The organism is Variovorax sp. Varisp41 (assembly GCF_047325085.1).
GTDB lineage: Bacteria > Pseudomonadota > Gammaproteobacteria > Burkholderiales > Burkholderiaceae_C > Variovorax.
The window spans coordinates 5,473,434-5,487,163 of the sequence record NZ_CP168540.1; the positions used below are offsets into that span (position 1 = coordinate 5,473,434).

Sequence of the window (13,730 nt, forward strand, 5' to 3'; positions counted from 1 at the left end):
GTGTGCCGTGCCAGATTAACGGCCTCCCCCGCGAAGCGCCATCCGTCGCTTGACGTATGCGCGCGCCGTCGCGGGGCGCCGACTGGCCATAAGCACTAGGCGTGCCATGCAGTCATAGGTCTACAGCGGCGCCGCGGCCGACGAGGACTGCCACACCAGCGTGGCGGCGGTCAGGTCCTCGAGCGCGCTGCCGACGGCCTTGAAGACCGTGCGTTCGTCGCTGTCGGGTTGCGTGCGTCCGCCGCGTTCGCCACGGCACAGCGCGGCCAGAGTGCCTTGCACCGCCTCGGCGCGCAGCGTGCCGGCCGCGATCGCGTCGAGCAGGTCGCCGGCCTTCGTCAGCGCCTCGGGCGTGTCGATGAAGGTGCGCGCGTCCTCGAAGCACCGTGCATCGGCCTCGCGCATGGCGGGCGTGAAGCTGCCGATCAGGTCGAGGTGAGAGCCCGGCGCGAGCCATTCGCCGCGCACCAGCGGCGCGGTGGCCAGCGTGGCGCAACTGACGATGTCGGCCTGCCGCACGGCGGCCTCGAGGCCCGCGGGGCCCGGCGCGGCCGCGCGCGCACCGGCCCAGCCCTGCGCGCGCCATTGCGCGGCCAGCGCCTCGGCGCCTTCGATGCGATGGTTCCACACCGTCACTTCCTCGATGGGGCGCACGCTCGCATGGGCCGCGGGCAGCATGCGCGCGATGCGGCCGGTGCCCAGCACCAGCAGCCGACGCGCATCGCCGCGCGCCAGGAACGAGGCACCGAGCGCCGAGGCGGCGGCGGTGCGGTGGGCCGTGAGTTCGTCGCCGTCCATCAGCGCCAGCGGCACGCCGGTGCGCGCGTCGTACAGCACGTAGGTGGCATGCAGGCCGGGCAGGCCGCGCGCGCCGTTGCCCGGAAAGATGTTGATGGTCTTGATGCCGAGGAAGCCGGCCTCGCTCCAGGCCGGCATGATCAGCACGGTGCCCTTGTCGCCGCTCGCGTTGTCGATGGCGTGCACGTGGCGCGGCGGCACCTGGGCCTCGGCCGCGAAGGCGGCGCGCAGCGCGGGCACGAGGCGCTCGAAGCCCAGTGGGGCGCGGGTGGCGATGGCGTCGAAGTGCTTCATCGGGCGGGCGGGGTGGGTGCGATGGGGGCGGTCGCCAGCGCGGCTTCGAAGAACTCGGCGAGCGCGCGCTGGTAGGTGGTGCCGAAGCGGGCCTCGTTCATCGGCTCGAGATGGCCGGCGTCGGGCACCTCGATCAGCCGCTTGGGCTCGCGCGCATCGGCCAGCAGGCGCCGCGAGTGGTCGACGGGGATCACGGCATCGGCCGTGCCGTGGATCAGCAGCAGCGGGATCGGCGAGAGGGCGGCCACGTACTTCGAGGCGGCGTAGCGATCGCCCACGAGCAGGCCGGCGCCCGAGACCTTGTCGTTGGCGATCGACGCGTAGGAATAAAAGGTCGACTCGATCGCCACCGCGCGCACGCCGGTGCGGTTGCCCGCGCCCACGGCCGTGATCGCGTTGGTGCCGCCGAGGCTCTGGCCGAACACCAGCAAGCGCGCGGGATCGACGTCGGCGCGCGAGCGCACGTGGTCGATGGCGCTGCCCGAGTCCTCGAACACGCCGCGGGGCTCGGGCTTGCCTTCGGAATCGCCGTAGCCGCGGTAGTCGAACACGAAGACATTGAAGTCCTGCTTCGGCAGCCAGGCGACGAAGCGCCAGTGCGAGGACATGTTCTGCGCATTGCCGTGGAAATGGATCACCGTGCCCTTGGCCTCGCGCGGATCGGCGCGCCCCATGGCCGGAATGAACCAGCCGCTGAGCGCCGTGCCGTCGGTGCTCCGGAAGCGCACGCGCTCGTAGCGCAGGCCCAGCGCGTCGGGCGTTTCGTAGCGCACGCGGTCGGGGTAATAGAACATCGACTCGACGCAGCCGCCGAGCAGCAGCAGGGGCAGCGCGAGCAGCGCGCGGCCGGCCAGGCGTGCGAGACGGCGTGGAACGCTCATGGCGTGGCGGCGCGGCTTTCCGCCAGCATGTTGCAGAACAGCGCGCCCTGCTCGATCGCATCGTCGAGCGCCACGTGGGTGTGCGGCAGGCCGGGGTCGAACCAGCGCCGCGGCATCGCGCGCTTGGTGCTGTCGCGGTAGTCGGTCTTCAGCAGGGCCATGGCGAAGGACTTGACGTCGAGCGCCGAATGGCTGAACGGGCTCTCGCCCGCGAAGCGCATCAGGTACCAGTAGACGAACAGGAAGTCGAAGCCCGCCGGGTAGGCCACGAAGACCGGCCGCGCCTTCAGGCCCTTGAGCCAGGCCACGTAGTTCTTCATCGCGTGCGCGGGTTCCTGCGGGTCGCTGCGGCAGGCGGCCCAGGCTTCGGGCTGCGTCCGCCACCACGCGGCGGTCTTCGGGTCGGCCTCGGCGCCGGGCAGGGTGTGCAGGTTGGCGCTGAAGGTGGACACCAGCTTCTTGTCGGCCGTGTAGGCGGCCGAGCCGAAGCTCAGCATCGAATGCGGGCCGGGGATGGGGCCGTCGGATTCGACGTCGGTGCTGATGTAGATCTCGGTCATGGGTTCGATGCTTTGTTCATGCGCTCGTCATGGTGCCCCATTCCAGCCCGAACTTCGCGAGGTACTTGCGCAACCGATCCGCATCGTTCACCACGCTGCGCTGCGCCCGCGAGGCCTGGAACAGCTGCCGCCCCGCGTCCGACAGGCTGCGCGATTTCCGGCACACGCGCAGCACGGCCTCGAGCTGCAGCCGGTCGAACAGGTCGAGCGAGGCGGCGCGCGCCTCGCCAAGCAGCGCGTCGAGGTCGACGGCCCGCGACTCGCCTGCGGAAAGCGCCGGCTGCGCGCGCTTCCATAGCCAGCGCAATCGCGCGATCTCGGCCTCGACCAGCGCGACCGGGATGCGCCCGCCATCGGCCAGCGTGGCCAGCCGCGTGACGCTGGCCGAGAGGTCGCGGAAGTTGCCGCTCCACAGCGCCTCGGGGCTCTGCGCGAAGCGCAGGTAGGCGGCGCGCGCCTCGGCGTTGAAGCGCACCACGCGGTGGTTCTCGGCCGCATGCAGCGCCAGCAGGTGGTCGACGTTGGGCTCGATGTCCTCGGGGCGCTGGGCCAGGCCCGGCAGATCGTAGGCCCAGAGGTTGATGCGCGCGAACAGGTCTTCGCGGAAGCGCCCCTCGGCCACGTCGCTGCGCAGGTCGCGGTTGGTGCCGGCGATGAGCTGGAAGTCGCTCTCGACCTCCTTGTCGGCCCCGACGGGGAAGAAGCGCTTCTCCTCGATCGCCTTGAGCAGCATGGCCTGCTCGTCGAGGCCCAGCTCGCCGATCTCGTCGAGGAAGAGCACGCCCTGGTGCGCGGTGCGCAGCAGGCCGGCGCGCTCGCTCGCGGCGCCGGTGAACGAACCCTTCTTGTGGCCGAACAGCGTGGAGGCGGCGCCGTCGCCGCGCAGGGTGGCGCAGTTGACCTCGACGAAGGCGCCCGTGGCCTGGTGGCGCGACTGCTTGAGCTCGAACATGCGCCGCGCGAGGAAGGACTTGCCCGCGCCCGTCGGGCCCACCAGCAGGATCGGCGCGCGCGAGCGCACCGCCACGCGCTCGATCTCGTCGATGAGTGCGTTGAAGCGCGCGTTGCGCGTGGCGATGCCGCTCTTGAGGAAGGCGACCGCGTCGCGCTGCTCGGCATCGAAGCGGCGCGCGATGACGTCGTAGCGCGAGAGGTCGAGGTCGATCAGCACGCACTTGCCGGCCTCGCCCTCGCGCTGGCGCCGCGGCGGCGAGGTCTGGGCCAGCACGCCAGGGATGGTGCGCGACTCGGACAGCAGGAACATGCAGATCTGCGCGACATGGGTGCCGGTGGTGATGTGCGACCAGTACTGCTCGCGCTCGGTGTCGAAGGGATAGGTGCGTGCCCAGTCGTACAGGCGCGAGTAGACCTCGCCGAAATCCCAGGGGTCGGCCAGGTCCATCGGCACCAGGTTGACCGTGGTTTCGGGCGAGACGGCCGCGATGTCGGCCTTGACGAGCTCGGCCAGCGTCTTGTGCTTGAGCGTGTAGAGCAGCTCCATGCGCGCCACCACCATGTCCTCGTGCTGCGCGAGCGAGACGGTGGGGCGCCACTTGCTCCAGCGGCCGGCGCCCTGGCCGGCGTCGAGCTGGGTGCCGAGGAAGCCGATGACGACGATGGGTTTCATGGATAAGAAACTAGCTCAATTTATAAGTTTATCTGGATGCTAGCCGGATGAGCGGCGAGATGTCAAAGAAGGGCAAGAAGTTTTTCCCAGGAATATCAATGACTTGCACGCTTCCGATCGCTCCGTGCCACGGATTGCCGCGACCTGGCACGCGGCCTGCAATGAAGAACCCGTCCGGATGCAGTTCATCCGCTCGCAGGTACCGCATGAAAGCGGTCCGGTGCCGCAGGCCAGACCTGTCTTGGGTCGGCGGTATGCCGCTGTCGAACTGCCTGGCGACTGGACTCGATCCAGTTTGCTCATGGTTGAGCACCGTGTGGATCACATGGCGTTGCGGGTTCGATTCCCGCGAAACACCCGGCGGTGCGTGCACCGCCATCTGATGGGGCGAAAGCCCCCCGCCCCGGCACACCGGAGCGATGGCGCAGGGCCCCGGCCCTGCGGCGCGCGACACCGTGCCAAGCGCAGGCGGCTTGCGCACCGTGCGTGCGTCAGGGAACTGCGCGCGGCCATCGACGGCGAGGAAGGTGAGGAGGGCGTTGCGATCGCGACGACAGGAGTCACCACCGGACCGCGCGAGCGCCGCGCTGCAGCCCCTGGCGACCGCGAGGCCCGCCGCCTGCCCTTTCGAGGGTCTGGATTCATTGCCAGGAACAAGACGACGAAACGAACGAAAAGCGAAGTAGGAGAGAAGAAATGTTGGGCTTCCACCAGATCACCATCAAGAAGAACGAGCGCGCGCTGCTGCTGCGCAACGGCGATTTCGAGCAATTGCTCGGCCCGGGAAAGCATCGCGTGTTCGCGGGCTTCGATACCGTGAAGCTCGAGCGCTTCGCGCTCGGCGAGCCGGTGTTCGAGCACGAGCTGGCCGACTACTTCCTGGCGCGCGAGCCCGAACTGGTGGCACGCGAGTTCGTGCAGGTTTCCTTGGGCGAGACCCAGGTGGGCCTGCGCCACGAGGACGGTGTGCTGGTGCAGATCCTGCCGCCCGCAACGCGCAAGCTGTACTGGCGCGGGCTGCGCGAGCAGCGCGTCGACGTGGTCGACGTGGCGGTCGATGCGCGCCTGCCGGCCGATCTGCTCTCGAAGCTGCAGAGCGTGGCGCTGCGTCCGCGTGCGGTGCAGGGCCTCGAAGGCGTGCTGCTGGTGCAGGTGCCCGAGTTCCACGTCGGCGTGCTGACGCTCGAGGGCCAGATGCAGGCGCTGCTGCCGGCGGGCAACCACGGCTTCTGGCGCTTCAACCGCCAGGTGGCGGTGAGCTGCATCGATCTGCGTTCGCAGATCGCGGAAGTGAGCGGCCAGGAGATCCTGACCCGCGACAAGGTGGGGCTGCGGCTGAACCTGTCGGCGGTGTGGCGCTTCGCCGACGTGCGGCAGGCCCTGGCCCAGATGCCGAAGCCGGCCGAGCATGTCTACCGCGAATTGCAGTTCGGTCTGCGCGCCGCGGTGGGCGAACAGACGCTCGATGCGCTGCTGGAGAACAAGGCGGCCATCGACCAGACGGTGCTGGCGCAGGTGCGCGAGCGGCTCGAGGGTTCGGGTGTCGTGCTCGAGAGCGTGGGCGTGAAGGACATCATCCTGCCGGGCGAGATGAAGACCATCCTCGCGCAGGTGGTGGAGGCCGAGAAATCGGCCCAGGCCAACGTGATCCGCCGCCGCGAGGAAACCGCGGCCACGCGCTCGCTGCTGAACACCGCGAAAGTGATGGAGGGCAACCCTGTCGCATTGCGGATGAAGGAACTCGAGACGCTGGAACGCGTGGCCGAGCGGATCGACAAGATTTCGGTGGTCGGCGGCCTGGACCAGGTGCTCAACGGGCTCGTGACGCTGCGGCCGAACGGGGCTTGAGCGACGGGAGATGAGGGTTAAGGGCACGCAGGCATTGAAGGGAGCGCCACTGCCAAAAATGTTGATGTTGCCGGCAGCCTGGGTAAGACCAGGTACGGCGGGCAAGTCGGTCGACGAGCAAGGTTGAGGATGCAGGTGCTGGCTCCGATGACGGGTCTGTCACTGGCGCGCGTTTCCAATCGTCGACTGGGCCGCTGGATTCAAGCACCACGGTCGCCGTATTGATGCGGGTTCGAATCCCGCCGTGTCCACCAGAATGATCGTGAAGAACAGATAGACGGAGAGAAAAATGAAAGAACAGAACTACAACCTGCACGAAGTCCCCAACGGCGTGCCCGTGAAGATGTGGACCCGCGGCGTGCCCGTGGAAGACGAGGCGCGCAAGCAGCTCGAGAACGCGGCTCGCCTGCCGATCGTGTTCAAGCACATCGCGGCCATGCCCGACGTGCACTACGGCATCGGCGCGACCGTGGGTTCGGTGATCCCGACCTTCAAGGCCATCATCCCGGCCGCGGTGGGCGTGGACATCGGCTGCGGAATGATGGCGTGCAAGACCACGCTGCATGGCAACGACCTGCCCGACAACCTGGGCCCGCTGCGCTCGGCGATCGAGAAGGCCGTGCCGCACGGCTCGAACCCCAAGCGCATGGGCCGCGACAAGGGCTCGTGGGAAACGCCGCCCGACGAAACCGACGCTGCCTGGGCCAAGCTGGTGGATGAGTTCGATGCGATCTGCGAGGACTACCCGCGCATCAAGAACACGAACAACCACAAGCACCTGGGAACGCTGGGGACCGGCAACCACTTCATCGAGGTCTGCCTCGACGAGGCGGGTTCGGTGTGGTTCATGCTGCACTCGGGTTCGCGTGGCGTGGGCAACGCGATCGGCACGCACTTCATCGAACTCGCGAAGAAGGACGCCGAGCTGCACCAGCGCAACCTGCCCGACCAGGACCTGGCGTACTTCGAGGAAGGCGCCCGGTACTTCGGCGACTACGTGCGCGCGGTGGGCTGGGCCCAGAAGTTCGCGCGTGCGAATCGCGAGGTGATGATGCAGCGCGTGGTCGCGGCCGCGCGCAAGGTCATCGCGAAGCCCTTCGAGGCGCACGTGGAAGCGGTGAACTGCCACCACAACTACGTGAGCCGCGAAACGCACTTCGGCGAGGACGTGCTCGTGACCCGCAAGGGTGCGGTGAGTGCGAAGGCCGGCGAGCTCGGGATCATCCCCGGCAGCATGGGCGCCAAGAGCTACATCGTGCGCGGCAAGGGCAACCCCGAGAGCTTCATGAGCTGCAGCCACGGCGCCGGTCGAAAGATGAGCCGTACCAAGGCGAAGAAGCTGTTCACGATCGCCGACCAGATCGCCGCGACCGAGGGCGTGGAATGCCGCAAGGACGCCGACGTGATCGACGAGATCCCGATGGCCTACAAGGACATCGACGCGGTGATGGACGCGCAGAAGGACCTGGTGGAGGTGGTCTACACGCTCAAGCAGGTGGTGTGCGTGAAGGGTTAGTGCAAGGAGGTCGTCCCGATCGGCCTCCCTTTTTCAGAGAGACCGGACGAGGACGACGAGATGAAGAGCAACAAGCAACGCCGCGCCGAGATCCGCGGCCGCCGCCTCGAGCGCGCGGCGCGCATCGAGGCGCAACTGCGCCTGCCCGACCAGCGGCACCTGCTGTCGCGGCGCGCGCCGGGCCTTGAGCCTGCCGACGTGGCGGTGCTGGCACGCCACAACAACACCTACGGCGCGCTGCCCACCTATTACGTCGACCGTGCCTTCACCTGCCGCGACTGCGGTGCCGAGCAGGTGTGGACGGCGAAGCAGCAGAAGTGGTGGTACGAGACGATGCACGCCAGCATCGACAGCCGCGCGGTGCGCTGCCTGCCATGCCGGCGGGCGTTGCGCGCGGCGCGGTCCGCCTCGCGCGAAGGCGAGGGCGCGAACCTGCTGGGCGAGATGTCGCAACGGCTGCGCGCGTTCGCCAAAGCACCTGCTACGCCCGCGGCGCGCGCCGAAGTCGACGCCGCGCTCGAGAGCAAGTGGTGGGGCCTGCGCACGCTGGCGGTCGAGGCACTGGGCCATTGGGGTTCGGCGGCCGATCTCGCGCGGCTGCGCGCGCTGGTCGATGCCTGGCAACCGTCGTGGAACAGCTGGGAGCGGCAGGGCGCGCAGGCGGCGGTCGAGGCGCTGGCCGCGAAGCTGCGCCATCCCGCCGACGAGGACTGGGCACTCGAAGCCTGCCTGCGCGGCCATGCGAACCCGTGGAACTGGCGTGCCTTTCTGGCTGCCATTCCATCGGCGCGCCTTGCGGCATGCGGCGAAGCGGAGTTCGCGCGGCGCGGCGAAGGGCATCATCGGCTGTTGCGATGGCTGGCGGTGGCGCATTGCCTGGGTCTCGCGCCCGGGCCGGCGCAGGTCGCGGCCTTGAACGCCCATGCGGACAAGGAGGTCCGCCAGTGGGCCCAACGATTCGGGAGAAAGCCGGAATGAGCGCATCGAAGGACGAGGTCGTGCCGATGGCATCGGAGGCGGCGGTCGCCCACGACGCGCTGCGCGCCACGCTGCAGCGCGTGGGCGTGGTGTTCGAGTTCAGCGTCTGCCGCGTGGCCGGCGAGGCACCGGTGGTGGGCGAAGCGCATCACCGCGAGGTGTTGCGGCGGCTGGGCGAGGAAACGATGGCGCGGGCCGAACGCCACTGGCGCGAGGCCATGGAAAAGAACCCGTCCCTGCAGCCGGCCAGCTTCGATGCGCAACGGGCCTTCGACGTGGCGAGCGCAAGCGCGACGCGGCTCGACGCGGCGGCGGTGGTCGCGGCCGACAGCTATCCACCGAACCATCGCATCGCGCACACGCGCGAGCTCGACGAGGTGGACTGGTTCGAGTGGTTCTGCCAGGCCTTCGGCGATCCGCCCTATCCGCTGACCGTGGCCGATGAAGCCGAGCGGGCCTCGCTGTTCCCGCGCTTCTGCGAGGCCATCGGGCTGCTGCCGGACGATGGCCTGGTGCTGCTCGACTGGGTCGGCGATCCGGAGCGCGAGCCTGAGCGCAGCACGTGGAGCGCGTATTTCGAGGACGGCAAGGAGTGGTGGGGCATCTGGTGCTTCACCGTGTGGAATCCGCGGCGCGGCACGCTGGCCGCGGTGATGGCGAGCACGACGGATTGAATGACGAACGAGAGGGAAAGGACAACGATGGAACCGCAACGAAACGAGGAGCGCATCCGCTCGGCCCACCCGGTCGAGCCCGCCATGCGCGCGCAGATCATGGAGGAACTCGCCGCCATCGAGGCCCGGCACGAGGTCACGGTGCTGTTCGCCTGCGAATCGGGCAGCCGCGGCTGGGGCTTTGCCTCGCCCGACAGCGACTACGACGTACGCTTCATCTACGTGAACCGCCTGCCGTGGTACCTCACGGTGACGCCGCGGCGCGACGTGATCGAGCTGCCGATCAGCGGCGAGCTCGACATCAACGGCTGGGACCTGCGCAAGGCACTGGGACTGATGCGCGAATCGAACCCGACGCTGCTCGAGTGGCTGCGCTCGCCGATCGTCTACCGCGAGGACGCACAGGCAATGCCGCGCTTTCGCGCGCTGTCGGAGGCGGTGTTCTCCAACGCGCGCGGCTGGCATCACTACGCCTCGATGGCGAAGAAGAACTTCCGCGAGCATCTGCAGGCCGAGACGGTTCGCTACAAGAAGTACCTCTACGTGCTGCGCCCGCTGCTGGCCGCGCGCTGGATCCGCATGCGGCCCGGCGTGCCGCCGATGCGCTTCGCCGACCTCGCGCAGCACACGCTCGATGCGGTGCGCGATGCCGCGCTGATCGACGAGATCAACGCGCTGCTCGAGGTGAAGATGCGCGCGGGCGAGGCCGCGACCAGCCCGCGCTGGCCGGGCATCCATGCCTTCATCGAGGCGGAGCTGGCGGCGCATGCGGCCGAGCCCGTGACGGCGCTGCCGCCGGCCGATGCGTCGGGGCTCGATGCCTTTCTCAGCGAGACGGTGCTGCGCTTCGGGGCTAGCGATGCGAAGAGCGCGGTGCGCCACGAGTCGCAGGGTTGCGGCTGAGACGTAGCAAGGACAACGGGGAACAGGGGCGTGCGATGACCGCGCCCATGACAAGAAGAACAGCCATGAAAGAAGAAATCCAACGAGAACAGGCGCCTGCGGCGCCGTTGCAGACCGTCGTGCTCGACGGCTCCCAAGGCGAGGGTGGTGGCCAGATCCTGCGCACCAGCCTCGCGCTGTCGATGGTCACGGGCCAGCCCATGGCCATCGAGAAGATTCGCGCCGGCCGTGCCAAGCCGGGCCTGATGCGCCAGCACCTCGCGTGCGTGAACGCGGCCGCCGCCATCAGCGGCGCGGCCGTCGAGGGCGCCGAACTCGGTTCGCAGTCGCTGCGCTTCGCGCCGGGCCCGGTGCGCGCGGGCGAGTACCGCTTCGCGATCTCGGGCGCTGGCAGCTGCATGCTGGTGCTGCAGACCGTGCTGCCGCCGCTGCTGCTGGCCGGCGCGGCGAGCCGGCTGCACCTGAGCGGCGGCACGCACAACCCGATGGCGCCGCCGTTCCATTTCCTCGAGCGCGCCTTTGCGCCGCTGGTGCGCCGCCTCGGCGCCGACCTGCGACTGCAGCTGCGCCGCCATGGCTTCTATCCGGCCGGCGGCGGCGAGGTCGAGGCCGACATCGTGCCGGCGGCCGGCGCGCTGCAGCCCTTCGACCTGCTCTCGCGCGGCGAGGCGCTGGAGCGCCATGCCGAGTGCCTGGCGCCGGGCATCGCGCGCCATGTGATGACGCGCGAACTCGAGACCCTGGGCGCGGCGATGGGCTGGACCGGCGAGCAGCTGCGCTACGGCGCCACGCGGCAGAACGAGGGCCCGGGCAATGCGCTGATCGCGACGCTCGCGCATGCCGAGGTGACCGAGGTGTTCACGGCCTTCGGCGAGAAGACGCTGAGCGCCGAGCAGGTGGCGCATGCGCTGGTGAAGGAACTGCGCGGCTTCCTCAAGAGCGAGGCGGCGGTCGGACCGCACCTGGCCGACCAGCTCGCGCTGCTGCTGGCGCTGGCCACCTGGCAGAGCGGCCGCGGCGCGGCGTTCACCTGCAGCGAGGTGACCGAGCACACGCGCACCAACTGCGCGGTGATCGAGCGCTTCCTGCCGGTGCGCTTCGCGATCGCACAGGCGCGCGCGGCCTCGACGGTGCGCGTCGAGCCGGCCTGAGCCAACCCCTCAGGCCAGCGGCGTCGCGTTCGCGTACAGCCGCAGCAGCATCGCGCGCAGGGTCTTGACTTCGGCCGGGCTGAAGTCGGAGATCGCGACCGCCTCGTAGTGCTGCGCGAGCGGGATCAGCTCGAGCGTGAGCGCGAGCCCGCGCTCGGTCAGCGCGATGCGCACCGCGCGCTTGTCGGTGTCGCACTTCTCCCGCATCACCAGCTCGTTGGCCGCCAGCCGGTCGACGATGCGCGACAGCGCCGACAGGTCGGTCGAGGCGTGCGTCGCCAGCTCCGAGAGCGTCTGGCGCGGCGTGTGCTGCAGCGAGGCGCACACGCGCCACTCGCTGAGGCTCAGCCCATAGGGCTTGAGGGCCTTGGCGAAGGCATTGCCCATGCGCGCGCCGGCGCGTGCCAGCAGGAAGGGAATGGCCTTCTCGAGGTCGTGTTCTTGGCTCAGGGTTTTCATCTAGACATGCTTGATTGTTCAAGTATATAGTCCGCCCACTTATTTGAATAATCAAGTAAATGGAGACAAAAAAGATGAGCCTCGGACACTCGCGCAGGCACGCCGTCGCGGCCCTGCTGGCCCTCGTTTCGGCACTGCCGGCCGCACAGGCGCAGACGGCGGCGAAATGGCCCGCCCAGGCCGTGCGCTTCATCGTGCCGTTCCCGGCCGGCTCGGCGCCCGACGTGCTGATCCGCCTCGTGGGCGCGAAGCTCGGCGAGAAGTGGGGCCAGGGCGTGATCGTCGACAACAGGCCCGGCGGCAGCGGCGTGATCGGCATGAACGGCATCCTCGCCGCGCCCGCCGACGGCTACAGCTTCGGCTTCGTGCAGGGCTCGGCGATCTCGGTGGCGCCGAGCACGATCAAGGGCGTGAGCTACGACTTCAACCGCGACTTCGTGCCGGTCACGCTCGCGGCTGTGGCGCCCTTCATGCTCGCGGTGCCCGGCAATTCGCCGCACAAGACGCTGGCCGACTTCATCGCGGCCGCGCGCGCCAGACCGCAGGGCGTCGAGGTGGCCGACAACGGCCGCGGCACGGCGCCGCACCTGGCATCGGCGCTGCTCGGGCTGCAGTCGGGCGCGCAGTTCCTCGAGGTGCACTACCCGGGCGGCGCGCAGGCGATGCAGGCCACGCTCGGCGGCCAGACCCAGATGATGGTCGAGACCTACAACGTGGTCGCGGGCAACGTGCAGGGCGGCCGCATGCGCATCCTGGCCAGCATGGGCGACCGCGTGGAGCCCGGCCTCGAGGCCTTCCCGCTCGCGAGCAAGACCGTGCCCGGCGCGGTGGCGCACGGCTGGTTCGCGGTGATCGCGAAGAAGGGCGTCGACGCGCAGGTGCTCGCGAAGCTCAACAAGGACATGAACGAAGCGCTGCTGCTGCCCGAGGTGGTCGCCAAGTCGCGCGAGCTCGGCACCTATCCGCGCCCCGGCACGCCCGAACAACTGGCGCGCTACATCGCCGAGGACCGCAAGACCTGGCAGGACGTGCTCGACAAGCTGAACATCAAACCGGAGTGAACACCCCATGAAAGACAAGATTGCGCTCGAAGAGCATTTCGCGATCGACCTGACGATCGCCGACTCGCAGGTCTACGCACGGCCCGAGGTGTGGCAGACGCTGAAGGGAAACCTGCTCGACTTCGAGCAGCAGCGCCTCGAGCAGATGGACCGGTGGGGCACGGCCTTCTCGATCCTCTCGCTGAACTCGCCCGCGGTGCAGGGCATTCCCGACGCGAAGCGCGCGGTGGAAGTCGCGAAGCGCGCCAACGACGTGCTGGCCGAGCAGGTGCGCCGCCATCCCGCGCGCTTCGGCGGCTTCGCGGCGCTGCCGCTGCAGGACCCCGAGGCGGCGGCGCGCGAACTCGAGCGCTGCGTGAAGGAGCTGGGCTTCCATGGTTTCCTGGTCAACGGCTTCTCGCAGGTGGGCGACGAGCAGACGGTCGTCTACTACGACGATCCGCGCTTCGCCGATTTCTGGCGCGCCGCCGCGGCGCTGGGCAAGCCCTTCTACATGCATCCGCGCGACCCGCTGCTGCCGCGCGAGCCGATCTACGAAGGCGCGCACTGGCTCACCGGCCCGACCTGGGCCTTCGCGGTGGAGACCGGCATCCATGCGCTGCGCCTGCTGTCGAGCGGCCTGTTCGACCGCCATCCCGAGCTGCAGATGATCCTCGGCCACTTCGGCGAGGGCATCCCGTTCAACATCTGGCGCGTCGACCACATCCTGCGCAAGGGCCGCCGCGGCATGCCCTGCGACAGGGAGATCGGCGACTACCTGCGCAGCAACGTGCACATCACGACCAGCGGCAACTTCCGCACGCCCACGCTGCTGTCGACCCTGCTCGAGGTGGGATCGGACCGCATCATGTATTCGGTCGACTATCCGTTCGAGAAGCACGAGGACGCGGCACGCTGGTTCGACCGCTGCGAGATCAGCGAGAACGACCGCCGCAAGATCGGCCGTGACAACGCGCGCCGGCTGTTCGGGCTGAACTGAG

General features: G+C 69.1%; 13 protein-coding genes. 8 read left to right on the forward strand and 5 right to left on the reverse strand.

Annotated elements, in window-relative coordinates; translation table 11 throughout:
* Window positions 1-120 precede the first annotated feature (120 nt).
* From ACEN9J_RS25265 to rtcR, 4 genes are read right to left on the reverse strand one after another with little or no spacing between them, the layout of a single operon-like run.
* Window positions 121-1,092: an ornithine cyclodeaminase family protein gene (locus ACEN9J_RS25265; protein WP_413762369.1), complete on the reverse strand. Its 972-nt coding sequence runs from the start codon at window positions 1,090-1,092 to the stop codon at window positions 121-123.
* Window positions 1,089-1,973 carry an alpha/beta hydrolase gene (locus tag ACEN9J_RS25270; protein ID WP_413762370.1) on the reverse strand — a complete coding sequence of 295 codons (885 nt, stop codon included), beginning with the start codon at window positions 1,971-1,973 and terminating at the stop codon, window positions 1,089-1,091. Before ACEN9J_RS25270 ends, ACEN9J_RS25265 begins: the two co-directional genes overlap by 4 nt.
* Complete coding sequence (locus tag ACEN9J_RS25275) at window positions 1,970-2,533, reverse strand: exonuclease (RefSeq protein ID WP_413762371.1); 564 nt, start codon at window positions 2,531-2,533, stop codon at window positions 1,970-1,972. The genes ACEN9J_RS25270 and ACEN9J_RS25275 overlap by 4 nt, the downstream gene beginning before the upstream one ends.
* Before the next feature lie 16 nt (window positions 2,534-2,549).
* Window positions 2,550-4,160, reverse strand: coding sequence for an RNA repair transcriptional activator RtcR (gene rtcR, locus ACEN9J_RS25280; RefSeq protein WP_413762372.1), 1,611 nt, complete (start codon window positions 4,158-4,160; stop codon window positions 2,550-2,552).
* 696 nt (window positions 4,161-4,856) lie between these two features.
* Between rtcR and ACEN9J_RS25285 the strand changes: the two genes are divergently transcribed.
* The 6 genes from ACEN9J_RS25285 to rtcA all read left to right on the forward strand — a co-directional run bounded on the left by ACEN9J_RS25285 (window position 4,857) and on the right by rtcA (window position 11,230).
* Window positions 4,857-6,008 (forward strand): slipin family protein, encoded by a 1,152-nt coding sequence (locus ACEN9J_RS25285; RefSeq protein ID WP_413762373.1) that lies wholly within the window; start codon window positions 4,857-4,859, stop codon window positions 6,006-6,008.
* 289 nt (window positions 6,009-6,297) lie between these two features.
* A complete protein-coding gene (locus ACEN9J_RS25290; RefSeq protein WP_413762374.1) occupies window positions 6,298-7,524 on the forward strand; it encodes an RtcB family protein in 1,227 nt (408 codons plus the stop codon).
* Between the two features lie 60 nt (window positions 7,525-7,584).
* Window positions 7,585-8,502 carry a zinc-ribbon domain containing protein gene (locus ACEN9J_RS25295; RefSeq protein WP_413762375.1) on the forward strand — a complete coding sequence of 306 codons (918 nt, stop codon included), beginning with the start codon at window positions 7,585-7,587 and terminating at the stop codon, window positions 8,500-8,502.
* Window positions 8,499-9,176, forward strand: coding sequence for a hypothetical protein (locus tag ACEN9J_RS25300; RefSeq protein ID WP_413762376.1), 678 nt, complete (start codon window positions 8,499-8,501; stop codon window positions 9,174-9,176). Before ACEN9J_RS25295 ends, ACEN9J_RS25300 begins: the two co-directional genes overlap by 4 nt.
* Window positions 9,177-9,203: 27 nt before the next feature.
* Complete coding sequence (locus tag ACEN9J_RS25305; protein ID WP_413762377.1) at window positions 9,204-10,079, forward strand: nucleotidyltransferase domain-containing protein; 876 nt, start codon at window positions 9,204-9,206, stop codon at window positions 10,077-10,079.
* Window positions 10,080-10,144: 65 nt separating this feature from the next.
* A complete protein-coding gene (gene rtcA / locus ACEN9J_RS25310) occupies window positions 10,145-11,230 on the forward strand; it encodes an RNA 3'-terminal phosphate cyclase (protein ID WP_413762378.1) in 1,086 nt (361 codons plus the stop codon).
* A gap of 9 nt (window positions 11,231-11,239) precedes the next feature.
* Here the strand turns inward: rtcA and ACEN9J_RS25315 are convergent, their stop codons facing one another.
* Window positions 11,240-11,689 carry a MarR family winged helix-turn-helix transcriptional regulator gene (locus tag ACEN9J_RS25315; protein ID WP_057596600.1) on the reverse strand — a complete coding sequence of 150 codons (450 nt, stop codon included), beginning with the start codon at window positions 11,687-11,689 and terminating at the stop codon, window positions 11,240-11,242.
* 74 nt (window positions 11,690-11,763) lie between these two features.
* On the opposite strand from ACEN9J_RS25315, the gene ACEN9J_RS25320 reads away from it, so the two are divergent.
* Window positions 11,764-12,750 carry a Bug family tripartite tricarboxylate transporter substrate binding protein gene (locus ACEN9J_RS25320; protein WP_261213439.1) on the forward strand — a complete coding sequence of 329 codons (987 nt, stop codon included), beginning with the start codon at window positions 11,764-11,766 and terminating at the stop codon, window positions 12,748-12,750.
* A gap of 7 nt (window positions 12,751-12,757) precedes the next feature.
* Window positions 12,758-13,729 carry an amidohydrolase family protein gene (locus tag ACEN9J_RS25325; RefSeq protein ID WP_413762379.1) on the forward strand — a complete coding sequence of 324 codons (972 nt, stop codon included), beginning with the start codon at window positions 12,758-12,760 and terminating at the stop codon, window positions 13,727-13,729.
* The last annotated feature ends 1 nt before the right edge of the window (window position 13,730 follow it).

Coding starts and splice junctions, on each gene's coding strand:
- ACEN9J_RS25295 (WP_413762375.1), top strand. CDS start 7,585: ATGAAGAGCAACAAGCAACGCCGCGCCGAGATCCGCGGCCGCCGCCTC.
- ACEN9J_RS25290 (WP_413762374.1), top strand. CDS start 6,298: ATGAAAGAACAGAACTACAACCTGCACGAAGTCCCCAACGGCGTGCCC.
- rtcA (WP_413762378.1), top strand. CDS start 10,145: ATGAAAGAAGAAATCCAACGAGAACAGGCGCCTGCGGCGCCGTTGCAG.
- ACEN9J_RS25320 (WP_261213439.1), top strand. CDS start 11,764: ATGAGCCTCGGACACTCGCGCAGGCACGCCGTCGCGGCCCTGCTGGCC.
- ACEN9J_RS25265 (WP_413762369.1), bottom strand. CDS start 1,092: ATGAAGCACTTCGACGCCATCGCCACCCGCGCCCCACTGGGCTTCGAG.
- ACEN9J_RS25315 (WP_057596600.1), bottom strand. CDS start 11,689: ATGAAAACCCTGAGCCAAGAACACGACCTCGAGAAGGCCATTCCCTTC.
- ACEN9J_RS25325 (WP_413762379.1), top strand. CDS start 12,758: ATGAAAGACAAGATTGCGCTCGAAGAGCATTTCGCGATCGACCTGACG.
- rtcR (WP_413762372.1), bottom strand. CDS start 4,160: ATGAAACCCATCGTCGTCATCGGCTTCCTCGGCACCCAGCTCGACGCC.
- ACEN9J_RS25270 (WP_413762370.1), bottom strand. CDS start 1,973: ATGAGCGTTCCACGCCGTCTCGCACGCCTGGCCGGCCGCGCGCTGCTC.
- ACEN9J_RS25300 (WP_413762376.1), top strand. CDS start 8,499: ATGAGCGCATCGAAGGACGAGGTCGTGCCGATGGCATCGGAGGCGGCG.
- ACEN9J_RS25305 (WP_413762377.1), top strand. CDS start 9,204: ATGGAACCGCAACGAAACGAGGAGCGCATCCGCTCGGCCCACCCGGTC.
- ACEN9J_RS25285 (WP_413762373.1), top strand. CDS start 4,857: ATGTTGGGCTTCCACCAGATCACCATCAAGAAGAACGAGCGCGCGCTG.
- ACEN9J_RS25275 (WP_413762371.1), bottom strand. CDS start 2,533: ATGACCGAGATCTACATCAGCACCGACGTCGAATCCGACGGCCCCATC.